Annotated in this window: 27 protein-coding genes; 21 read left to right on the plus strand and 6 right to left on the minus strand. The window is 41.0% G+C overall.

The genetic code is table 11. The annotated features are described in order from the left end of the window. The first annotated feature begins 9 nt into the window (after positions 1–9). The 19 genes from H1225_RS16140 to H1225_RS16230 all read left to right on the plus strand — a co-directional run bounded on the left by H1225_RS16140 (position 10) and on the right by H1225_RS16230 (position 14,320). Positions 10–324, plus strand: a complete 315-nt coding sequence (locus tag H1225_RS16140; protein WP_239739275.1) for a phage holin family protein — start codon at positions 10–12, stop codon at positions 322–324. After that, positions 317–721: a M15 family metallopeptidase gene (locus tag H1225_RS16145; RefSeq protein ID WP_129623521.1), complete on the plus strand. Its 405-nt coding sequence runs from the start codon at positions 317–319 to the stop codon at positions 719–721. The genes H1225_RS16140 and H1225_RS16145 overlap by 8 nt, the downstream gene beginning before the upstream one ends. After that, positions 718–1,221 (plus strand): lysis protein, encoded by a 504-nt coding sequence (locus tag H1225_RS16150; protein WP_239739277.1) that lies wholly within the window; start codon positions 718–720, stop codon positions 1,219–1,221. Before H1225_RS16145 ends, H1225_RS16150 begins: the two co-directional genes overlap by 4 nt. Further along, positions 1,196–1,633, plus strand: a complete 438-nt coding sequence (locus H1225_RS16155) for a phage tail protein (protein WP_239739278.1) — start codon at positions 1,196–1,198, stop codon at positions 1,631–1,633. Before H1225_RS16150 ends, H1225_RS16155 begins: the two co-directional genes overlap by 26 nt. After that, on the plus strand, positions 1,623–2,258 hold the full coding sequence (locus H1225_RS16160) for a phage virion morphogenesis protein (RefSeq protein ID WP_088206915.1): 636 nt from the start codon (positions 1,623–1,625) through the stop codon (positions 2,256–2,258). The genes H1225_RS16155 and H1225_RS16160 overlap by 11 nt, the downstream gene beginning before the upstream one ends. A gap of 65 nt (positions 2,259–2,323) precedes the next feature. After that, positions 2,324–2,950 (plus strand): phage baseplate assembly protein V, encoded by a 627-nt coding sequence (locus H1225_RS16165; protein WP_239739280.1) that lies wholly within the window; start codon positions 2,324–2,326, stop codon positions 2,948–2,950. Beyond that, the gene (locus H1225_RS16170) at positions 2,947–3,285 is read left to right on the plus strand and encodes a GPW/gp25 family protein (RefSeq protein WP_071233987.1); all 339 of its coding nucleotides are present in this window, start codon (positions 2,947–2,949) and stop codon (positions 3,283–3,285) included. Before H1225_RS16165 ends, H1225_RS16170 begins: the two co-directional genes overlap by 4 nt. A gap of 1 nt (position 3,286) precedes the next feature. After that, the gene (locus H1225_RS16175; RefSeq protein WP_239739281.1) at positions 3,287–4,195 is read left to right on the plus strand and encodes a baseplate assembly protein; all 909 of its coding nucleotides are present in this window, start codon (positions 3,287–3,289) and stop codon (positions 4,193–4,195) included. Further along, positions 4,188–4,799: a phage tail protein I gene (locus tag H1225_RS16180; protein WP_104836614.1), complete on the plus strand. Its 612-nt coding sequence runs from the start codon at positions 4,188–4,190 to the stop codon at positions 4,797–4,799. The genes H1225_RS16175 and H1225_RS16180 overlap by 8 nt, the downstream gene beginning before the upstream one ends. Continuing rightward, the gene (locus H1225_RS16185; protein WP_239739283.1) at positions 4,789–6,756 is read left to right on the plus strand and encodes a phage tail protein; all 1,968 of its coding nucleotides are present in this window, start codon (positions 4,789–4,791) and stop codon (positions 6,754–6,756) included. The genes H1225_RS16180 and H1225_RS16185 overlap by 11 nt, the downstream gene beginning before the upstream one ends. After that, positions 6,756–7,376 carry a tail fiber assembly protein gene (locus H1225_RS16190; protein ID WP_239739287.1) on the plus strand — a complete coding sequence of 207 codons (621 nt, stop codon included), beginning with the start codon at positions 6,756–6,758 and terminating at the stop codon, positions 7,374–7,376. Before H1225_RS16185 ends, H1225_RS16190 begins: the two co-directional genes overlap by 1 nt. Before the next feature lie 92 nt (positions 7,377–7,468). Further along, the gene (locus H1225_RS16195) at positions 7,469–8,641 is read left to right on the plus strand and encodes a phage tail sheath protein (protein WP_239739288.1); all 1,173 of its coding nucleotides are present in this window, start codon (positions 7,469–7,471) and stop codon (positions 8,639–8,641) included. 3 nt (positions 8,642–8,644) lie between these two features. Next, positions 8,645–9,160: a phage major tail tube protein gene (locus tag H1225_RS16200; RefSeq protein ID WP_102086885.1), complete on the plus strand. Its 516-nt coding sequence runs from the start codon at positions 8,645–8,647 to the stop codon at positions 9,158–9,160. Positions 9,161–9,164: 4 nt separating this feature from the next. Next, a complete protein-coding gene (locus H1225_RS16205; protein WP_239739290.1) occupies positions 9,165–9,527 on the plus strand; it encodes a phage tail assembly protein in 363 nt (120 codons plus the stop codon). 65 nt (positions 9,528–9,592) lie between these two features. Beyond that, positions 9,593–9,661, plus strand: a complete 69-nt coding sequence (locus H1225_RS16210; RefSeq protein ID WP_230507027.1) for a GpE family phage tail protein — start codon at positions 9,593–9,595, stop codon at positions 9,659–9,661. Next, positions 9,654–12,488: a phage tail tape measure protein gene (locus tag H1225_RS16215; RefSeq protein WP_239739291.1), complete on the plus strand. Its 2,835-nt coding sequence runs from the start codon at positions 9,654–9,656 to the stop codon at positions 12,486–12,488. Before H1225_RS16210 ends, H1225_RS16215 begins: the two co-directional genes overlap by 8 nt. Then, complete coding sequence (locus H1225_RS16220; RefSeq protein WP_036907694.1) at positions 12,488–12,952, plus strand: phage tail protein; 465 nt, start codon at positions 12,488–12,490, stop codon at positions 12,950–12,952. The genes H1225_RS16215 and H1225_RS16220 overlap by 1 nt, the downstream gene beginning before the upstream one ends. After that, positions 12,952–14,049: a phage late control D family protein gene (locus H1225_RS16225; protein WP_161745678.1), complete on the plus strand. Its 1,098-nt coding sequence runs from the start codon at positions 12,952–12,954 to the stop codon at positions 14,047–14,049. The genes H1225_RS16220 and H1225_RS16225 overlap by 1 nt, the downstream gene beginning before the upstream one ends. Before the next feature lie 52 nt (positions 14,050–14,101). Continuing rightward, on the plus strand, positions 14,102–14,320 hold the full coding sequence (locus H1225_RS16230) for an ogr/Delta-like zinc finger family protein (RefSeq protein WP_012368178.1): 219 nt from the start codon (positions 14,102–14,104) through the stop codon (positions 14,318–14,320). 31 nt (positions 14,321–14,351) lie between these two features. Here the strand turns inward: H1225_RS16230 and H1225_RS16235 are convergent, their stop codons facing one another. The 4 genes from H1225_RS16235 to fabG form a co-directional block, all read right to left on the minus strand. Then, complete coding sequence (locus H1225_RS16235; protein WP_239739292.1) at positions 14,352–15,056, minus strand: hypothetical protein; 705 nt, start codon at positions 15,054–15,056, stop codon at positions 14,352–14,354. A 292-nt stretch (positions 15,057–15,348) separates the two neighbouring features. Beyond that, positions 15,349–16,080 (minus strand): glycosyltransferase family 32 protein, encoded by a 732-nt coding sequence (locus tag H1225_RS16240; protein ID WP_239739294.1) that lies wholly within the window; start codon positions 16,078–16,080, stop codon positions 15,349–15,351. Between the two features lie 135 nt (positions 16,081–16,215). Then, complete coding sequence (locus H1225_RS16245) at positions 16,216–17,757, minus strand: phosphoethanolamine transferase (RefSeq protein ID WP_239739296.1); 1,542 nt, start codon at positions 17,755–17,757, stop codon at positions 16,216–16,218. Between the two features lie 122 nt (positions 17,758–17,879). Next, positions 17,880–18,635 carry a 3-oxoacyl-ACP reductase FabG gene (fabG, locus tag H1225_RS16250; RefSeq protein WP_006534171.1) on the minus strand — a complete coding sequence of 252 codons (756 nt, stop codon included), beginning with the start codon at positions 18,633–18,635 and terminating at the stop codon, positions 17,880–17,882. A 533-nt stretch (positions 18,636–19,168) separates the two neighbouring features. Here fabG and pfkA point away from each other — a divergent pair. Both pfkA and H1225_RS16260 read left to right on the plus strand, forming a co-directional pair. Then, a complete protein-coding gene (gene pfkA, locus H1225_RS16255; RefSeq protein WP_109398909.1) occupies positions 19,169–20,146 on the plus strand; it encodes a 6-phosphofructokinase in 978 nt (325 codons plus the stop codon). Between the two features lie 262 nt (positions 20,147–20,408). Further along, positions 20,409–21,410 (plus strand): sulfate ABC transporter substrate-binding protein, encoded by a 1,002-nt coding sequence (locus H1225_RS16260; RefSeq protein WP_161727292.1) that lies wholly within the window; start codon positions 20,409–20,411, stop codon positions 21,408–21,410. A gap of 103 nt (positions 21,411–21,513) precedes the next feature. Here the strand turns inward: H1225_RS16260 and tpiA are convergent, their stop codons facing one another. Beyond that, complete coding sequence (tpiA, locus tag H1225_RS16265) at positions 21,514–22,284, minus strand: triose-phosphate isomerase (RefSeq protein ID WP_072064658.1); 771 nt, start codon at positions 22,282–22,284, stop codon at positions 21,514–21,516. 106 nt (positions 22,285–22,390) lie between these two features. Next, positions 22,391–23,026 carry a DUF1454 family protein gene (locus H1225_RS16270; protein ID WP_239739297.1) on the minus strand — a complete coding sequence of 212 codons (636 nt, stop codon included), beginning with the start codon at positions 23,024–23,026 and terminating at the stop codon, positions 22,391–22,393. Positions 23,027–23,088 lie beyond the last annotated feature (62 nt).

The following is a 23,088-nucleotide window of genomic DNA, read 5'->3' on the forward strand; positions in this document are numbered from 1 at the left end:
GGGGAAGGTATGAAGAAAATGCCCTATAAAGATCCAAGTAATATTAATTGGCTGACAGCGTTATTAGTTAGCTTAATGGCGCTCTTTGGCAGTATCGCCAGTTATGCCAATAAGGTGTTAAAAGGCGAACCGTTCCGCTTTGGGATTTTAATTGCACAAATTATTGTTTCCATGTTTGCGGGTATGTTTGTCCTGTTGGGAGCAAGTTATTTTCAATGGCAAATAGAGATAGCTGGTAGCTTTGCCGGTATGGCGGGCTGGTCTGGCGCTGCATTGGTGAGTGCATTAGAAAAACAATTCTTAAGGAAGGCATCAGGTGAGTAAATTTTCATTCAGTCAGCGCAGTAAAAATAATCTTAGTGGCGTTAATCCGCTATTAGTGAAAATTGCTTATCGTGCGTTAGACATTTCTACGGCGGACTTTGCAGTGATTGAAGGTGTTCGCACACTTAAAAAGCAAAAAGAAAATGTGAAAAAAGGCGTTTCAAAAACATTAGACAGCCGTCATTTAACAGGCGATGCCATTGATATTTTGCCTTCTGCGATTAAACCAGGAATGGAATGGTACCCGCATTTTTTTGAGCCGGTTTTAATGGCATTTAAGAAAGCGGCAGATGAAGAAGGGGTAACATTACGTTTTGGTAAAAACTGGAAAAGTGATCCCAGTTTACCCGTTGAAACCCGCTTTCCTGATTATCCTCATATCGAGATCCCACGATGAAAAGGAACGTACTGCTTATTATTGTGGCGGGTGTGATGGGCTTGCTACTGATATTTAAGTTTGATGCTTTGCTCACTGAGAATAGCCAGCTTAAGGGTGATAATCTCGCCCTTAAGAAAAGTGTTATCAGTCATCAAGACACCATTGAACATTATCAGGAAGAACTTGCCCGCTTATCAGAATTGGATAAACAACACACAAAGGCGTTAACCGATGCAAAAAATGATATTAGCCGGCTTAATGATGAGTTGCGCAATAATACTAAACGGGTGTACATCAAAGCCGATTGCCCCAACCCCGATAATCACACCACCGCCACCGCCGGCATGGGTAATGCAACCTCCGCACGACTTACCGAAACAGCTCAACAAGATTATTTACGTCTCCTCGAAATGATGGCGGAGAATAAGGCGCAAACGGAATATTTGATTGATTATACAAATCAATTATTACAATACATCAATAAGTTAAACCATGAAAAAGCCTGCAAACCTACGTGATACCTTAATTAAAAAGGTGGCCTATTTAGGGGATAACCCCGATAGGCTCTACACCTTTATTGACGGCGGGGCGATTGTGGCAAGCGGTGCCCGTAGTCAATCTTATGAGTATCAATACAATCTCAATATTATTATTGATGATTATCCCGGTGACCAAGATGTGTTAATGGCGGTGATCATTGGTTGGATTGAACAACATCAGCCTGATATTTTCCTTAATCCCGATAAACGCCAAAATCATTTTACCTTTGATGCCTTTATTGATAGCAACCAGACCGCCAGTATTAGCATTGATTTAAAGTTGACTGAGCGTGTCCTCGTTAATGTGCAAGCGGATAAATTGGTTGTTGGTGCCATTGAAGAGCCGGCTGATCCGTTTGAAAGTTGGGAGAGTGTGGCTCATGAACGCTGATGATTTCAGCCCGTTAACCCAAGCATTAGCCGCTATGTTGGCAAAAGCGTCACCCAATGAACGTAAAAAATTAGCCCGTGAAATTGCCCGTGATTTACGCAAAAGCAATTTACAACGTATCCGTGCGCAAAAAAATCCCGATGGAACGGCATTCACCAAACGTAAAGCATCAACGGTTACCGTGTTGCGAGGAATGAAATTTGTCTGGAAAGGGCAACCACGTAGTTTAAAAAACTGGCGATTACGCAAAACAAAAAAAGGTGAGGTGATCACCGGTTACGATTTGGAAAAGAAAGCCGAACGTAGTTTTTATAAGCGCGATATTCTGCGTTTTATTGAAGTAAAAAAAGACAAAATTAGCACCGCAAAGCCCAATAAACAGACTCGCATGTTTAAGCGTTTAGCCACCGCCCGCTATTTGCGTATGTCGGCCAATGATAAAGGTGTCACGCTTTCTTTTGCTCCGCAAGTGGCGGGCATTGCTGCCGTGCATCATTACGGTTTAAAAGAGCGTGTGCGGGGTAAGTCATTAGAAATTCAATACCCTGAACGAAAGCTATTAGGCTTTTCACCGACAGATATTAAACATATCGAAAATCAGTTACTGGAATTTCTTTCTCGTTAATTGTCCTGTCTTTGAAACAATCCCAACCCCGTGCGTTTTTTTATTTCCCGTTGCACATTGCGGGTATGAATATCGCAGAACTTATCCGAAAAATACAAAACTTGATCCGCACTGGCGTTGTGATTGATGTCAGTGCGGAAAAAGGCTGTCGAGTTAAAACGGGCGACAATGAAACCGACTGGCGCCCGTGGCTTACTGCACGTGCTGGTAACTCGCGCTCATGGTGGGCGCCCAATGTTGGCGAACAAGTGTTATTGCTATCAATCGGTGGCGATTTAACTACCTCGTTTGTGTTGCCGGCGATATTTAGTGATGATTTTTCAGAGCCGTCAACCTCATTAACCGCGCATCGTCATGAGTATAAAGACGGGGCAGTAATTGAATATGAGCCGGCAACAGGGGCGCTAATAGTCACGGGAATTAAAACCGCCGTGATTGAAGCCAGCGAGTCGGTCAAAGTCACGTCACCTGACATTACGTGTGTCGCGACAAGCAAAATCACCTTAGATACCCCTACCGTTATTTGTACCAACAACTTAACCACGGGATCACTGACGGTGCAAAAAGGCGGCACCATGACCGGTGATATTACCCATGTTGGTGGGAAAATGTCCTCTAATGGCGTGGTGGTTTCAACCCATACCCACGGTGGCGTGCGTACTGGTGATGGTAATACGGGGAAACCGCAATGAACTATCTCGGTATGAATGCACAAACCGGTGAACGTATTACCGATATTGAGCACGTTCGCCAATCGGTCAAAGATATTTTTAACACCCCCATTGGTAGCCGATTGATGCGCCGTGAATATGGCAGTTTGCTTGCCGATTTAATTGATGGCCCAGTTAACGCCAAGATGCGATTGCAATTAATGTCAGCGTGTTACACCGCAGTTTATCGTTGGGAGCCACGTATTGTGATGACGGCCATTGATATTCATAGCCAACACGAACAGGTGATTGTCGATATCACCGGCTATTACGCCCATAACCAACAACCGATTAATTTCTCTCTACCGGTGACATAACATGCCAACGATTAATTTAAGCCAATTAACACCGCCCGATGTGATTGAGTCGTTAGATGCAGAACAATTATTACGCGAACGCAAAACGGCATTGATTGCCGCAATGCCCGTCCATTTGCGTGATGCGGTTGCTAATACGTTATCGTTAGAGTCGGAACCGCTGACCAAGTTGTTAGAAGAAAACGTCTATCGTGAGTTGTTATTGCGCCAGCGTATCAATGAGTCTGCCCGCGCGGTGATGGTGGCGTATGCAAAAGGGGCGGATTTAGATCAGTTAGCGGCGAATTATAATTTATCGCGTTTAGTGTTACGCCCTGCCAATAACAACACTATTCCGCCTACACCGGCGATTTTAGAGTCTGACGATGATTTGCGTTTACGCATTCCCGCCGCGTTTGAGGGGCTAAGTGTTGCGGGGCCGGTGGGTAGTTATGAATTTCATGCCCGTAGTGCCGATGGTCGGGTGTCCGATGTGTCCGCGATCAGCCCAGCGCCGGCAAATGTCACTATTTCCGTGTTATCTCGTGAGGGTGACGGCACTGCATCGGAAGAATTACTGCGCATTGTTGAGCACGCGTTAAACGATGAAGATGTGCGACCGGTTGCTGATCGCATCAAAGTGCAATCTGCCAAAATTATTCCCTATCAAATTGATGCCACGTTATTTTTATTTCCGGGGCCTGAGTCGGAGCCGATACGCAAAGAAGCAAATCAACGTTTGACGCAATACATCACAGAGCAACACCGCTTAGGGCGTGATATTCGCCTGTCAGCGATTTATGCCGCGTTGCATGTGGAGGGCGTGCAACGTGTGGAATTAAAACAACCCACTAAAGATGTGGTACTGGATAAAACGCAAGCCTCCTATTGTACCCAAAGTACCTTAACCATTGGTGGCTCTGATGAATAGCTTATTACCGTCAGGCAGTAGCCCATTAGAAAAGGCCGCCGCTATTGCTTGCCAGTCCTTGCAAACCTTGCCGGTGCCTTTACGCCAACTATGGAACGCCAGCACATGCCCTGTTGAGTTATTGCCGTATCTCGCATGGGCCTGGTCGGTTGATAGATGGGATGAAAACTGGTCAGAATCCGTTAAGCGCCAAGTCGTACGGGATTCGATGTTTATTCACCGACACAAGGGCACCATTGGCGCACTTAAGCGCGTGGTCGAGCCGTTAGGTTACATCATCAAAGTCACTGAATGGTGGCAAACCGACGACCCTCCGGGCACATTTCGCCTTGATGTGGGCGTGCAAGAAAACGGCATTACTCAAGAAATTTATGACGAATTAGAGCGTTTGATTGCCGATGCACGCCCTGTTAGTCGGCATCTCTTGGGGTTATCTATCAACCTTGATTCGCAAGGTGAGTTTTATCTTTCTGCCGCGACGTTGAGCGGTGATGAGTTAACGGTTTACCCCTATTTTGCAGAAGAAATTACCGTGTCTGGTGCGCCATTAACGGCGGTCGGAGTACACATTATTGATAAAGTTGAGGTCGCACATGAGCGCTAAGTTTTTTGCCTTATTAACGGTGATTGGTGCCAATAAACTGGCAAAAGCCACGGCACTAGGCACTACCTTAAAAATTACCCAAATGGCTGTGGGTGACGGTGGCGGAACGTTACCGATGCCAAGCGCAGAGCAAACAAAATTAGTTAATGAAAAACGTCGAGCTGGAATTAATACCCTGTTTATTGATTCAAAAAATGCGAATCAAATCGTTGCAGAGCAGGTTATACCCGAAAACGAGGGCGGTTACTGGATACGTGAGATTGGTTTATTTGATGATGAGGGCAGTTTAATTGCCGTGGGTAATTGCCCTGAAACCTATAAGCCACAATTACAAGAGGGAAGCGGACGAACGCAGACTATCCGCATGATTTTAACCGTTAGTCACACCGAATCCGTTGAGTTAAAGGTTGACCCCTCGGTGATACTTGCTACGCGTGAGTCTGTAGACAATGCTATTGAAATAGCGTCAAAATCCATTTTAGATACGGTTGAAAAAGAATATGCAACAAAAGACGAAGTAAAAAAGAAATTTGACAACAGTAATATCGTACATGAAAAAGGCGTATCAAAAGAAAAAGTTATTAGTCAAAAAGGCGTGACAGAATTATTTCAACCCAAAGGCAATTATCAGCCTGCCGGTAATTATGTCACTACTGAGACATTTAATTTAGAAATCAATAAAAAAATAGATAAATCAAGTCTCTCACAGCAACTCGGTAATGATGTAAATAAAGTACCCAGTTTAGATTTGGTGACAAGAGAGATTGGAAAGAAACAACCTGTCGGTAACTACGCGTTGAAAGGCGATAGCTACACAAAAGCAGAAGAAAATAACTTACTCAATAACAAACTAGATAAGTCTGGTGGTGAGGTTGGTGCAATTACAGTGACAACAGATAGTCACGGAAGGAATTTGCAACTTAAACGAAGTGATTCCAAACCTGACTCACCGCAACCTGAGTTAATTTCTTTCCATCATGGGAATGATAGCCGCAGGGGGTACATTGGCTACGGGGGCTTTAATAATACTCTGACGATTAGCAATGAAGAAGAAAATGCCAGTATCAATATCGAAAGTAGCAAACTTACTTTTAATGGGGATAACATTTTAACCAAAACAGAAGCTGGAAAGATATTTCAGCCTAAAGGAAATTATCCAACAGTATCAGAAATGAACACAGCGCTGGATAAAAAACAACCTGTTGGTAACTACGCATTAAAAGGTGATAGCTACACAAAAGCAGAGGAAAACAACTTACTCAATAACAAACTAGATAAGTCTGGTGGTGAGGTTGGTGCAATTATAGTGACAACAGATAGTCACGGAAGGAATTTGCAACTTAAACGAAGTGATTCCAAACCTGACTCACCGCAACCTGAGTTAATTTCTTTCCATCATGGGAATGATAGCCGCAGGGGGTACATTGGCTACGGGGGCTTTAATAATACTCTGACGATTAGCAATGAAGAAGAAAATGCCAGTATCAATATCGAAAGTAGCAAACTTACTTTCAATAGGGAGAGGGTTTTAACCGAGTCAGATCTTACAATTTCTCACCCAATCCCTTGGTCATTACCCACAGCGCCCAGTGGTTATCTAATCTGCAATGGTCAAACATTTAATAAATCAACATACCCAAAACTTGCCGTTGCTTATCCATCAGGAAAACTACCCGATTTGCGCGGTGAGTTTATTCGTGGTTTGGATAGTGGGCGAGGTATTGATGCGGGGCGTTCCGTATTATCAGCTCAAAAAGGTAATAGCTTGTTGTCAACCAACTTATTTAGTAATGATAGCGAGGTAGCGCAACAGTATGAGGAAAAGGTGGGTTGGATAGGGAGTACGGGCACTAATAATCAAGGAGGTTACGGTATCTTGCAACAAATTGAAGGAAAATTTGGCAATGAAACCCGCCCACGTAATATCGCCTTTTTATATATAGTGAGAGCAGCATAATGAGCAAATATAGTTTAGATATCCAGAAAGGAAAAATCGGTAATAATGGTTTGGCAGAAATCGCAGGTTGGGTTAAGTGTTATTTAGCTCATCCAATTACGCATGAATATATGGGCGCAACCATGGAAAATGTCATGTTTGATGTTTCATTATCTGCGGGGGCTTATTTAGATGAACCACCATTACCCGAAAAAGAAAATCAAGCCGTTAGACGTAGAGAAGATGGTAGTACATGGGAGATTGTTGACGATTACCGAGATTTAACCGCCTACAATACGCAAACAAAGCAACCTATCATCATTGATTTTATGGGGCCATTGCCTGAATCTCTCACATTGTTAAAACCGAATAGTGAGTTTGATAAATGGGATGGTAAGAACTGGATTGTTGACACAGAAGCCCAAAAAGCGGCACTCATTACACAGATTAAGCAGGAGAAGTCACAACGCTTAGATGAAGCAGATAACATAATCACTTATTTGCAAGAAGCTATTGATGTTGACTTAGCCACAGAAGAAGAGGCTACAGCACTGCAAAAATGGAAAAAATACCGAGTTCTGTTAAATCGTGTTGATATTTCAATGGCGCCAGATATCGAATGGCCTCAAAAGCCAGTTTAGTCATTGTATCATCGTTCAAAGAATCCTGCTTTCGTGCAATTTAACCGCTAATTTTTCATGCTACACGGACACAGTTATAGGAGTCCGTGAGCATGGCACAAGATTATCATCACGGTGTGCGCGTTATTGAAATTAACGAAGGCACCCGCCCCATTCGCACTATCAGCACCGCTATTGTTGGCGTGGTTTGCACCGCTGATGATGCGGACGAAAAAGCCTTTCCTTTAAACAAGCCCGTCTTATTGACCGATGTATCACAGGGTATCGGTAAAGCAGGGAAAACCGGTACTTTAGCCAGCACGTTAAAGGCGATTGCAGATCAGGCTAAACCCATCACTATTGTAGTACGTGTTGCACAAGGTGAAGAAGAGGCAGAAACCACCACTAATATTATCGGTGGCACTACCGAAGAAGGGCTAAAAACAGGATTACAAGCACTGCTAGCCTCTCAATCTCAACACGGCATTAAGCCTCGTATTATTGGCGTGCCCGGTCACGATACGTTAGCCGTTGCCAATGAGATTGCGGTGATTTGTCAAAAGCTCCGCGCCTTTGGCTATGTTTCGGCTTACGACTGTAAAAATATCAGCGAAGCAATCAAGTACCGTGACAACTTTGGTCAGCGTGAATTAATGGTGATTTTTCCTGATTTTACCTCATGGGATAGCACCACTAACAGCGAATCAACCGCTTATGCCACGGCGCGAGCGTTAGGTTTGCGCGCCAAGTTAGACAATGATATTGGCTGGCATAAGACGCTGTCCAATATCACCGTTAACGGTGTCACGGGTATTTCTAAAGATATCTATTGGGATTTACAAGATCCCACGACTGATGCCGGTTTACTGAATGAAAAAGGGGTGACGACACTTATCCGCCGTGATGGTTTTCGTTTTTGGGGTTCGCGTACCTGTTCGGATGATCCACTATTTGCCTTTGAATCTTATACCCGAACTGCGCAAGTCCTCGCTGACACCATGGCGGAAGGGCAGATGTGGGCAATTGATAAACCGTTAACGCCATCTTTAGCGCGGGATATCGTTGAAACCATCAATGCAAAATTACGTTCACTGGTCAGTCAGGGCTACTTGTTAGGCGGTGAATGTTGGTATGACCCAATATCAAATAGCAAAGAAGCACTCAAAGACGGCAAACTCACACTGGATTATGACTATACACCAGTGCCACCAATGGAAAATCTGATGTTACGTCAGCGTATTACCGATAAATACCTGATGGATTTCGGTAACAAAATCAAGGGGTAAATCATGGCGTTACCACGCAAGCTAAAGAATTTTAATTTATTTATGAATGGCGTCAATTATGTGGGCGTTGCGGAAGAACTCACATTACCCAAAATCACCCGCAAGTTAGAAGCCTATCGCGGGGGCGGTATGAATGGTTCGGTGCAAATTGATATGGGTCTTGATGACGGCGCGCTTGATAGTGAGTTTACTCTCGGTGGTGCTGATATCGACGTTTACCGCCAATGGGGTGCCTCAACCATTGATGCCGTACAACTGCGTTTTTGTGGTGCTTATCAGCGTGATGATACGGGGGAAGTGCTTGCTGTAGAGGTGGTTCTGCGTGGCCGTTATAGCGAAATCGATCCGGGTAACTGGAAATCGGGTGATAACACACAAACCAAAATCACCGTAAAACCCACTTACTACAAGTTAGTGATGGACGGTCAAGAAATCATTGAGATTGATATCGTCAATATGGTGGAAAAAGTGGACGGTAAAGACCTGTTACAAGCACAGCGTGACGCGCTGGGGCTTTAATTAAATGCGGAAAGAGAACATGAAAGAGCCAATCGAAGAACAGAACAAAGAGCAAGTTGAGTGGGTTGTTGTTAATGGCGACCAAGCTACGGTGACCTTAGAACAACCGATTATGCGTGGTGAAACCAAAATTGAAAAAGTGACCGTGCTTAAACCCAATTCAGGGGCATTACGCGGTGTGCGTTTACAGCCGTTAATGGATATGGATGTTGATAGCATGATGCAGGTGCTACCGCGCATTACTATGCCAACACTGACAAAGCAAGATGTGCTGTCTTTAGCCGCGGGCGACTTGATAAATCTAAGTGTGCAGGTGGTTAATTTTTTATTACCGAAGTCGGTTATGCCCGATTCCCTAGCGAATTAACCACCGATGAACTGGCGGCAGATATCGCCGTCATTTTTCATTGGTCACCGGCAGACACCGGCAAAATGAGCCTTTCAGAATTATTGTCATGGCGCTATCAAGCGGCGAAACGGTGCGGACAACAGGATGAGTAATAACTTAAAATTACAAGTTGTACTGAGTGCGGTTGATAAATTAACCGCACCGTTTCGCAGTGCGCAAGAAAGTAATAAACGATTGGCGTCCGCTGTGCGTCAATCTCGTGACTCGCTAAAAAACCTCAATCAGCAAGCCTCACAAATTGACGGCTTTCGTAAGATTAAACAGCAGTTAACCTCTACACAGCAGGCGTATCAATCCGCCACACAACGTGTTGCTACTCTCGCCAAAGAAATTGCCAACAGTGAAAACCCTACTAAAAAACAGTTAGAGGCGTTTAAAAAAGCGCAACGGGAAGCGGGGCGACTCAAAGCCCAGTATGAGCAATTACAGCAGTCGGCACAGCGACAGCGCTCAGCATTACAAGCTAATGGCATTTCAACAAACCAACTCGGTCAAGCGCAACGGCGACTGAATAGTGATATTGAACGCACTACGCAACAGCTCCGCCGGCAAGAAAATCAGTTAAGGCGCAGTGCTGAACAAGAGCGGCGCATGGCAGCGGCTAAATCGCAGTATCAAAAGACGCTCGATGTACGAAATAAAATGGCGGGCACTGGTGCCACCATGACGGCAACCGGTGTGGGTATGTTGTATTCCGCCAAACAAACCTTAATGCCGGGGTACGAGTTTAATGTCGGGATGTCAAAGGTGCAGGCATTAACGCGCTTAGATAAAAATTCTGATGAATTTAAGATGTTGCGTGAGCAAGCGCAGGAATTAGGCGCAACTACAGCCTTTACTGCCAACCAAGTGGCGCAAGGTCAGGCATTCTACGCCATGGCAGGTTTTAAGCCTGAGCAAATTAAAAATGCTATGCCCGGAACATTGGCAATGTCATTAGCAGGTGATATTGATTTAGGTACCACGGCAGATATCGGCTCCAATATTTTAACCGGCTTTAAGCTCGATTCTGACCAAATGGGGCGAGTGAGTGATGTGTTGGTCGGGGCCTTTACTCGTTCAAATACCAGTTTAACCATGCTTGGCGACACCATGAAATACGTTGCACCGGTGGCGTCAGGGTTAGGGGTTGATTTAGAAACCGCAGCCGCCGCAACGGGTAAATTGGGTGATGCGGGTATTCAAGGCTCAATGGCGGGTACCTCATTGCGGGCAATTTTAGGACGTTTGGCGGAGCCACCGAAAATGGCCGCCAAAGCATTAGAAGAACTTGGCATTAAAACCCGCGATGCAAAAGGGAACTTACGCGACTTTCCTGAGTTATTAGCTGAGTTGGATAAGAAAACCGCTAAGATGGGTAATGCACAACGGGCAGGCTTCTTTAAAGCGATTGCCGGTGAGGAGGCTTTTTCTGCATTATCTGTGCTTGCTGAACAAGCAGGAAAAGGAGAATTACAGAAGTTTGTAGATGAATTAAAAAAAGCTAAAGGCGAAGCGCAAAACGTCGCGGGTACTATGACGGACAACCTTGATGGTGATATGAAAAATCTAACATCAGCGTGGGAAGCTTTAGGTATAAAAATATTTGATGGAATTGATAAACCATTACGTCAAATTTCTCAAAGTATTACAAAGGCAATATCAAAGGTTGAATCATGGGTAAAGGCTAACCCTGAACTGGCTAAAACGCTGACGATGATCGGTTTAGCGATAGCAGGCATTATTACCACGCTGGGTATTCTCTCGTTATCCATTGCGGCAATGTTAGGGCCATTAGCCGCCGCGAAATTAAGCTTGTCAATTTTAGGCATTAAAGGCGGTAGCGCGCTCACACTGTTATTAAAACCGATAAAATTATTAGGTAGTGCATTTTTAGGGTTGGGTAAAGCCATGTTAGCTAACCCTATTTTGTTGGTTATTGCCGCTATTGCGGCTGCTGTTTATCTGATTTATAAAAACTGGGACACCATTGGCCCCTACGTTTACAAGGTATGGGATACCGTTAAAAGATATACTGCTATCGCATGGCAAGCGCTAAAAGATACTATTAAGAGTGCATGGGAGGCCATCAAGTATATATTCTTTAATTGGACACCGCTTGGGCTCATTATTAAACATTGGAATTCGATAGTCAGTTACACCCAAACAACATGGACGATGATAAAAACTAAAATTTCAGATGCTTGGGAAGGGATTAAAACAACATTTAAAAACGGTTGGAATCATATTGTTAAGTCTGTACAAGAAACGTGGGAAACGATAAAAACCACGATATTAACAAAATGGAATGAAATTGTCGAAGACACCAAAGCATTACCGGCTAAATTTTTGCAGTTTGGTAGTGACCTGATTGATGCCATTATTCAGGGGATCAAAAATAAATGGGCGGACTTTAAAAATAGCATTGGGGAATTGGCAACCGCCGCTAAAGAAGCACTCACCCCTGAGTTTATGAAAAGTAATGATCCGAAAGTGCAGTCTGCGTTAGATTCGTACAACAGCAACTTTGCCGGTATGTATGATTCCGGCGGTTATATTCCTCGTGGTAAATTTGGTATTGCGGGAGAAAATGGCCCTGAAATTGTCGAAGGCCCTGCGAATATCACTAGTCGTAAACACACTGCGATGTTAGCGGCTGCCGCATTATCGCTAGGCAGTGCCTTTTCGTTACAGGCACAAAATGCCCCGTTGCACCCGCACAGTTTGCCCGTTGAAAACTATCGTCCTGCTCCGGCTAATGTGAATATTCAACAACAGCGTTATCAAGGCGCGCCGGCACATTATGAAATTAATATTCATCCTCAACCGAATCAATCTGCGCAAGATATTGCCCAGCTTGTTATTGCGGAAATCGAACGCCGTGAGCGTGAAAAACAAGCACGATTAAATAGCCGTTATCAAGACAGTGAGGTGTGGTAATGATGGCAGCACTTGGGGTATTTGTGTTCGAGTTACGCACCGTACCTTATCAATCCCTACAAAAACAACAAACGTGGCGACATGGTTTTACTCAACGTGTCGCACGCCGACCGGCACAACAATTTATTGGCCCTGATACCGATGTGATCACCTTATCGGGGGCGCTTTATCCCTCATTAACTGGCGGTAAAGTGTCGTTGCTGGCTCTAGAACTCATGGCGGATAGCGGTAAAGCATGGTCGTTTATTGATGGTACGGGTACCATTCATGGCATGTTTGTGATCACCGATTTACAACGTACCCATACCGAATTTTTCCAAGATGGTGCAGCCAGAAAAATTGATTTCTCGCTGACACTAAAACGGGTGGATGACTCCATCAGTCAGATGTTGGGAGATTTAAGCGACCAATTAGGCATGATGGCCAATGGTGCCGGTGAAGCGATGAAAGGAGTTTTATCATAATGTTGCCAGAAATGATCACCGGTAAAAGTAGCATACCGGCTTTTGTGTTAATTGCTGGTGATGAAGATATTAGCGCCAAAATTCAAGGACGATTAATTTCGCTTTCATTAACGGACAATCGGGGCTTTGAAGCTGACCGGCTTGATATTGAGTTAGATGATTCTGATGGCGCATTAATGATGCCAAAGCGGGGTGAGGTGTTAACCTTACATCTTGGTTGGCAGGGTGAAAACCTTATTCATAAAGGCTCGTTTACAGTTGATGAAATAGAGCATTCAGGTGTGCCGGATAAAATGACATTGCGCGCTCGTAGTGCCGATTTTAGGGCAACGCTGAATGTGCGCCGTGAAATGTCTTACCACCAAAAAACATTAGGCGATATCGTCAGAACCATTGCAGGGCGTAATAATGTCACGGCGGTGGTTGATCCTGGTCTTGATACGGTAAAGATTGAACATATCGATCAGACTAATGAGTCAGACGGTAGTTTTTTAACGCGCTTAGGACAATTAAACGGTGCCACCGCTTGTGTTAAAAACGGCAATTTGTTGTTTATGGTACAAGGGGGCAATACTACCGCCAGTGGTCAAGCATTACCGCTAGTACAAATCACCCGAAGTGCGGGAGATGGACACCGTTTCTCATTAGTGGATAGAGGGGCTTACACGGGAGTTGTTGCTCATTTTTTGAATACTCGGAAGCCTCAAGAAAAGTCTCAAGCGCAAATAAGAAGGCGAAGACGAGGTAACAATAAGCCGAAAAAAGAACAAGAAAAACAAGGCGATTATTTAGTAGGTGAAGAAGGTAATGTGATGGTGTTGTCTCATACTTATGCGAGTAAAACCAATGCTGAACGTGCCGCGAAAGCCGCGTGGGAAAAAATACAGCGAGGTGTTGCCTCTTTTAGTATTACCCTTGCGAAAGGGCGTGCGGATCTCTTTCCTGAATTACCCGTAAAGGTTAGCGGATTTAAGCCTGAGATTGATGAGGCCTATTGGACGTTGGTCACGGTGAGTCATTCATTGAACAATAGCGGATTTACCACCTCGTTAGAATTAGAAGTTAAAAGCAGTGAGATAGATATGGATAAGGAATAGTGCCTGTGTATAATTACAGGTAATTTCCACATCATAAAGAGGTAACCCGTTTATGATGATTTGTCCTGTTTGTGGTCATGCCGCCCATACCCGTAGTAGTCAACAAATATCTTCCGATACCAAAGAACGTTATAACCAGTGCCAGAATATCAATTGTGGTGCGACGTTCGTGAGCCATGAAACCGTAACGCGGTTTATTTCAAAGCCTCAGTTGATTGAACGGGTAGAGCCGCATGTAGATAAGTGTTGCCAACAGGCATTAGCGATTTGAGGAAAATGCCCGGAGTATTCCGGGCGTTGTTTTATTTATTTGCCGTTAATTCATTAAAGAATTTATCAAAACCTTTTTTACCGCTATCGTCATAACGTAATTCATTAAACTGTTTTGTGAATGAGCAGTTTTCATCAATTAAGTCGTTCAATGAATTGATTGGAATATATTTCTGGGTAATTTTTAGAGCTTGATCTTTGGTAATTGTAGCTGTGTATTCAGGGCTATCTTTAAGTTTTTGGTGATTATCATTATTAATAAGGTAAGACACTACTGTCACATCATTATTATTTGTATTGATAAATGTGCGTAATACTCCATAAATAAGGGCGCGCTTTGCTAAATTATCTTTTACACTAGTTGGATCATTATCGTAAGCGGTTGCTGACAATCTAATTTTTAGAGGAGATTCATTGATAATTTCAAACGCGTTGGTATCAGAAGGATAGTCTCCAAAATCTTCCATCATGCTTGCGACAGTAGGGTAGATTGCATTTTTATTACTACATACAAAAGAATCGGTTATTGTTTCTTGTGTTTCGGTGACTTGGTTGTCAGGAGTATCGGGAGCGAAATTAAGAACCCCAATGATTGATAAAACAAAGGTAATAAGAAAAGCAATAAACGATTGTTTGCGGTTTTTTAACTTGATGATGCTAGGTTTTATCATGCCTAGAGTTATGCAAACGACAGATATTAAAAATAAAAAAATTGATACAATGAATAGAAATTCCATGTTTTTTCCCTTTCTAACGATAAACAGAAGAATCTTAAGAATTTCTAATGATGAGACACGAAATGTGGTAAGTAAAGCCCCTAAAGTAAGGGGCTAGTCTTTATATCAATGTGGTCGTTTTTTTTAGTGGATGTGGACAGTTGGTGGACAGTGCGCTATTGGAATCTAATAAAAACAATGGGTTAGATTCTATTTTCGGACACCATCCCTGTCTTTTGCAGCCCCTCTGGAGAGGGGCTTTTTTTTGTTCTTTTGTTTAATTATTTTATGGAGTTTAATAATTTTTAATTGTTTAAAAATCAATTGAAAATTTTTCCTTTTTTCTTTTTGAAATATTATTAAGAAAAATTTTCCTCATTTTTTTCTGTTGTTTAGCTTTAAAGATATTAATGGGATTAATACTTTTTTTATATTTCGATGAAGTGGAGCCAAATAGTTGTTTTGAATAAACTTTATCATCACCGTTATACACTATTCCTTCATAATGAATAGGATTAAAATAGTGTGATGGAAAAATTGTGATGTCTGGATTATATTTTTGAATCATCTTGGCTACAAAAAAATTTCCTGTTGATATCCAAGGATAATCCAAGTCTAAAGGTGTTAATTGCAGTAATTCATTTATTAATTGTCCAACGAATTCATTTTTAGGTTCACATGCATAAATAGGTGCAACCAAATTTCCTCGAATAAACTCATTTTCATATACGGTATAGGCTTGCTTTTTTGTAAATAATTCATCTGTATTATGATAACAGATGCTATCTGCTTCAGGAATAAATCCACCAAATTCGTATAAGATTTCATATCGCATTAGGTCAGCGACACCAGCATATAGGCCTAGTTTATAATAGAACTCAATAAGGTTTCGTGTTTTGAAATGATAATTATTTAAAAAATTATTATCATAAACAGTGTATTTCCAATCCGTATGTTTATTTTCCCATGTGTTCATCCATTGAGTTGGTTTAGGATCAGGGCCTATCCATATATGTCCTAGTAGATTAGGGATTAAGACATTCATGATTTTAAATCACATTTATCAATATAAGGTTGTCTAATTATATATTAATTGAATGTAATTGGATAATATTTTGAAAGCTATCGATTGGATAGAGTAAATAATAGCTCTCTTTATTAAGAGAGCTATATAATGTGGTTAATTGATTTTGTCTTCTGGTAGCAGATTATAATCAATTTCTTCTTTTTGAAAGTTTATAACTGTATTTTGGTCAGAACAAATATCATTAGAAATCATATGGCAATAGTTAGGGATTTTTGAGTCAGTGATACCCGTCCATTCAGAGAAAAGTGACATGAAATATCGGCCATTTCTTCTTTTGGTTATATTTATTTTTTCTTTGCTATCACTGGATAGGATAAAAAGAGGCACCTCGAAATTCTGTTTAAATTTATCGTCATGAGCTAATTTTGCATAACTTTTACCTTTATTTTCATAAGATAGCCCATGGTCGGAGAAATAAAGTAAAGACCATGATTTCCCTGTGCTATTTGATATATCTACAATATTTTCTAATAGCTTATCTGTATTTTTGATACTTTGAACATAGCAAGATAATTCGGTTGATTGAAAAAATTCATCATATTTACCTTGTGTTCTAGCACACGCTTGTGAATGAGAGCCTATCAAATGCACAACAATGAGATTGGTTTTTCCATTAGAATTGAAAAGAGCTTTCTTAATATCAGGTAATAAATCATTATCGGTTGTGAGACCATTATTATGATAATCGCCTTTGCTTAAAAAATGATAGGTATCTGCTCTTTTTCCTATGGTGGAAATAATTGAGTCTGAACCAATCATAGAACCTTGATTTGAAAACCAAAAAGTATTTAAACCCGCTTTTTTAGCTAGAGTGATAATATTGTTTGGTAACTCAAGCTCATGAGTATTTTTATTTTTTACTGTTAAAGATTGAGGAAGCGAAAGTAGTGTTGAAGGTGCTGCCGAGATATAATTATTAAATTGAATAACCGGGCTTTTTTCTAGAAATGGTGTGTTTTTTATAGAAAAACCATAACGTTGCATAAAGTCTCGCCTAACACTCTCTCCAATAACTAAGATATAATTATTATATTTTGTATTATTAATAGGTTGCCAATTATCTTTCTTATTCAGTTCTGTATTGATCCACTTATTTTCTATTTTTACACTATCATAATGTTTTTTTATATCACTAAAAAAACGCAGTATTGGTAATTTTGCTTCAAAGTTATAGGTACCATTATTTATCAGGTCTTTTATTGGCCAAGTAATGCTTGTTATAATAAAAATAAAAGTAATGAAAAAGCAGGGTTTATTTTTAATAAAAACACTAACTTTTAAGCTAAGTAAACCAAATATAACAACCAATAAACTATATATTATATTTATAGGCGAAAGGGTTTGAATAAATTCTAAAGTTTCATTCGTATTTGTATAAAAAACTGAAATTACAGAATTAATGTTAGGAGAGCCATATTTTAAACCAATCGGTGTATAAATAGCGCCTGTTATTGATAATAATACTATACAAATAGAATAGATTTTTTTAAAACGACCAGATAAGCATAGAAGAAATGCAGTAAAAGTAAGAACATAAAAAAAACGTAGTATATAGCCTAGAGAGATATGTAGTAATAAAACAAAAATAAGCAAAATTAAGCATTGAATAATGCTGTTTTTTAAGAGTTTCTTCATGATGTCAATTAAGGATTAATGATTATTGATTAATTATGGCTGTATTATTTTAGGCATTATAGTTTTTTTTTAGGACGAGGAAAACCAAGGAAATCAAATTATTTCCTTGGTTAATGAGGTTATTACAACAACGCCTCTGGAGATTCAGGTAAAATCTGTCCACCATCGACAATAATTGTCTGCCCTGTAATATATTTTGCTTCATTCGACGCAAAGAAGGCAGCGGCGTAACCGATATCTTCAGGTTCACCTAAAGTATGTGTTGGGATTGATGCCTTCATTTGATTTAAATATGCTTCACCTTGCGCCTGTAAGCCTTCGGTGAGGATATTACCCGGCATCACAGCATTAATGGTTATACCATGACGTGCATATTCTAATGCTGCGCTGCGCATAAAGCCAAGTTGTCCTGCTTTGCTTGCCCCGTAGTGGCTCCAACCTGGATAGCCTGTGATTGCACCCGTAATGGATGACGTGATAATCACACGACCTTGTTTTTGTTTCTCCATGACACGAAGTGCAGCTTTCACTAAAAAGAACATACCTTTAAGGTTAACTGTATGCATTTTATCCCAATCAGCTTCGGTCATCTCTTTAATCGTGGCTTGAGGGAAAATGCCTGTATTGGAACAAAGAATATCAAGTTTGCCATACTCTTTTACGACATCATCAACCACTTTTTCACAGGCGGATTGATGAGTGACATCAAGGTGCATAAACTCAACATTTAATTCTTGTTTTGTTTTATTGCCAGCAACATCATCAATATCGGCAATAATCACCTTAGCACCACTATTTTTTAGGGCGATGACAATACCTTTACCAATGCCTTTTGCGCCACCTGAAACTAAAGCGATTTTACCCGTTAAATCAAACATAAAACCTCCTATTAAGTGAAAGTTCCACTGTATCAGTCTCGGTTGAAAAGCGGTAAATCAACCAGAGAACTTTGTTGTCGGTCACAAATGTACCTTAGATCATTTTTTTCTTTAAAAGGATGACATCACAAAATAGAGAGATAAACGGCAGATAGAACATCACACCAGAGAAAAACTGAATATTTATCAAAATATGCCGATGCTATTTTTTAGCATAAATAGCGTTTTTTTGAGATGAATGCAAAAAGGCAGTAAAGTGTCTGTATAAAAAGTGTTAACTTATTAGAGAAACATATTTGAGATAGACTAGTATAATCTTTATATAGCCCATTTGATTAGTTTAATGCGCATCAAGTTTATGAAAAAAAATATACGATAATGATGAACTGGTAAAAAATATGCGTACAATGGTATTGTTGAATCAATTCAGCATTTACGATATCGGTATATAATACCAGACAAGCCGATATTGAGATAAAAAGTTATTCCAACAATTTTGCAATAATTACATCGAATAAGAATCAGAGGTAATCATGGTCAATAGGATCAAAAGAATTGGGGTTTTAACAAGTGGTGGTGATGCACCAGGTATGAATGCCGCGATCCGTGGTGTTGTTCGTGCCGCACTAAGTGAAGGTTTAGAGGTTTATGGGATTATGGATGGCTATATGGGGCTATACGAAAATCGCATGAAAAAACTCGACCGTTTTAGTGTGTCAGACATGATCAACCGTGGTGGTACGTTCCTTGGTTCTGCTCGTTTCCCTGAATTCCGTGAAGACAACGTTCGCGCTGTTGCCATCGAGAACATGAAACAAAATGAGCTTGATGCCCTAGTCGTTATTGGCGGTGATGGTTCTTATCTTGGTGCGAAAAAACTGACGGAAGCAGGTTTTCCATGTATCGGTTTACCGGGCACAATTGATAATGACGTTGCTGGCACTGATTATACTATCGGGTATTTTACTGCATTAGAAACGGCTGTTGAAGCAATTGACCGCTTACGTGATACATCAACTTCTCACAAACGTATCTCTATCGTGGAAGTGATGGGGCGTTACTGTGGTGACTTAACACTGTCTGCGGCAATCGCAGGGGGCTGTGAATTTGTTGTTCTGCCTGAATCTGAATTACCTTTTGATCGTGATGAATTGCTGGCAGAAATCAAAGCGGGTATTGAACGTGGTAAACGCCACGCAATCGTCGCAATCACCGAACATGTTTGTGATGTGCATGAATTAGCTCGTTTTATTGAAGCCGAAACTAAACATGAAACGCGTGCAACGGTATTAGGTCATATCCAACGTGGTGGTTCTCCAGTTGCTTACGACCGTATTCTTGCTTCTCGTATGGGAGCTTATTCTGTACAACTGCTATTAGAAGGTTACGGTGGTCGTTGTGTTGGTATTCAAAATGAAAAACTGGTTCACCATGATATTATTGATGCGGTCATGAATATGAAACGTGTCTTTAAAGCTGATTGGTATGAAACAGCGAAAAAACTCTATTAATCAATAGTGTTATCGTAATACCTGAGCCTTTCTGAGTTCTATCCTTATTCGTGAACTGCTCTGATACATTTTCTTTGTGTCAGAGTAGCTTCTCGAGTGAAAATATTTCATTTAACTATTTCTATCCTCCATTATTTCTTTTTATCCCCTTATATTGATAGTCATATTCCCGTTGTGTATATCCATCGGTTTTTTGTTATTTCATCGTGATAACACTTTCTGTCAGCCTAGTTAAATACTTAACGATAAAGGGTGGATAGTTATGTTTAAACAATGGGGTTTATTATCAACGACTTTAGTCGTATTACTTTTTTCTAATAGTTTATGGGCTAAAGATATTCAGTTATTAAATGTCTCTTATGATCCAACGAGAGAGCTTTATCAGCAGTATAACCAAGCATTTAGTCAGTATTGGAAGCAGAAAACGGGAGATAGTGTCACTATTCGCCAATCACATGGTGGTTCAGGAAAGCAAGCGACATCAGTTATCAATGGTATTGAAGCGGATGTTGTCACATTGGCACTCGCTTATGATATCGATGCGATTGCACAAAGAGGAAGCATCAATAAGCAATGGATAACACGATTACCCGATAACTCTGCTCCTTATACTTCAACGATTGTTTTTCTGGTGAGAAAAGGAAATCCTAAGCAGATAACAGATTGGGATTCGCTGATAAAACCGGGTGTTTCCATTATTACACCTAATCCCAAAACCTCAGGAGGTGCCAGATGGAACTATCTTGCGGCATGGGGTTATGGATTAAAAGCTAATCATCAAGATAGTGAAAAAGCGAAAGCCTTCGTTAAAGCACTTTATCAGCAAGTTGAAGTATTAGATTCAGGAGCGCGAGGCGCAACCAATACCTTTGTTGAGCGAGGCATCGGTGATGTATTAATTGCATGGGAAAACGAAGCGTTATTAGCGATTAATGAACTAGGTGCTGATAAATTTGAGATAGTCACACCATCAGTATCTATTCTTGCAGAGCCTACAGTATCTGTAGTTGATAAGATTGTCGATAAACGAGGAACACGAGAAATTGCCACAGCGTACTTAGATTATCTTTACTCATCACAGGGACAAGAGATTGCAGCAAAAAACTATTATCGCCCTAGAGATAAAGCAATAGCAGAGAAATACCAAAGCAGTTTCCCAAAACTCGAACTATTTACGATTGATGAGGTTTTTGGTGATTGGCAATCAGCACAGAAAATACATTTTGCGACAGGCGGTGTGTTTGATGAAATAAGTCGTCGTTGATGTGTCATAAAGCAAAAACAAAAAAATCACCTTCTGCTTGATATTCAGTAAGGTGATTTTCTCTATTTTTTATCTCTTAATGGCAGAAGCCAAAAAGATAAAATTATTTTTTCGCTTTTGCAGCGGCGGCTGCTTTAACGATAACGGCAAATGCATCAGCTTTCAGTGAAGCGCCACCGACTAATGCACCGTCGATGTCTGGTTGACCAAACAGTTCAGCGGCATTTTTATCGTTAACAGAACCACCGTATTGGATGATTACTTGTTCAGCGATAGCGGCATCTTTCTTCGCAATATGATCACGGATAAATTTATGGACAGCTTGTGCTTGTGCTGGAGTTGCAGATTTACCAGTACCGATAGCCCAGATTGGTTCATAAGCAATAACGGCATCTTTAAATGCTGCAGCACCATGTGCATTTAACACGGCATCGATTTGGCGAGCACACACTTCTTGCGTTTTGCCAGCTTCATTTTCTGCTTCAGTTTCACCAATACATAATACTGGTGTTAAACCTAACTCTTTTAACACGCCGAATTTTTGAGCGATAAACTCGTCAGATTCTTTATGATAAGTACGACGCTCAGAGTGACCAATGATAACGTATTTAACATCAACGTTTTTCAGCATTTCTGCTGAAGTTTCACCAGTGAAAGCACCTGATAAGTGAACACCGGTATCTTGAGCACCTAATGCGATACGGCTTCCACCAATTTCATGGCGTGCTTGGCATAGATAAACTGCGGGTGGTGCGATAGCAACATCACAACCTGCAACACCGCTAACTTCTTTACGTAATGCAGCAATTAATTCATGAACCATATGAATGCTGCCGTTGAGTTTCCAGTTACCCATGACTAATGGATGGCGCATAACTTTTCCTCCAACCGAGTGGTTTAAATTTAGTTTGCTAATAAACACGAATTCTGTTGATGCACAACAGTATAGAGAACAATGAATAGAATAGCTTTGTTTTTTATCACGGAATAGCTGAAACGATCTTGCTGTTTAAAGAAAGCTTAATCGGTTCAATAGCAAAGGTTGTTAATTGTTCACCTTCATGGGCAACAATATAGCGAATAGCACCCACATCATGGCTAATATAATCAGAAGTTTGATTTTTAAAGGTGAATAAATTGAGAGCCTCTTGAATTTGCTCTGGGGTTATTGATGAGTCAAATTGAGCCACCAAAGTAATAATATATTGTGTGGTGATCTCGCGATTTCTCTTTTCTAATTCAGGTGAATCAGGGGTATGGATCAGCGTGAGTTGTAAGCTTTTTATTTTTTCGCTACCGCGCTCTAATATTGCAGATGAATAGAGATAAGGTGTAATACGCGTTGCGGCTCTGACAAGCGGAATGGCAATATCGTGATTAGTGATAATTTTATATTCATTAAGCGATAACAACGGATTTTGTTGATTGAACTTAGCTCTTAGCTCCGGAATTGTCATTTCAAAAACAGGTGCATCTTGCTTAAGATAGGCAATATCATCTTTACTGGGCTGTTTTTGTGCGACAGACATCTCTGTTGCAAAAACAGAAGTTGGCAAACAAAGAGCAATGCTTATGATTATCAGGTATAACGTAGAAAGTGTATTTGCTTTTATCATCTGTCCTCCGCTTGTCTGTGCTGTTATTGGCTAGTCTGTATTATTTGATACTAAATGGACAG

The sequence above is a fragment of the Proteus penneri genome, assembly GCF_022369495.1.
Lineage (GTDB): Bacteria > Pseudomonadota > Gammaproteobacteria > Enterobacterales > Enterobacteriaceae > Proteus > Proteus penneri.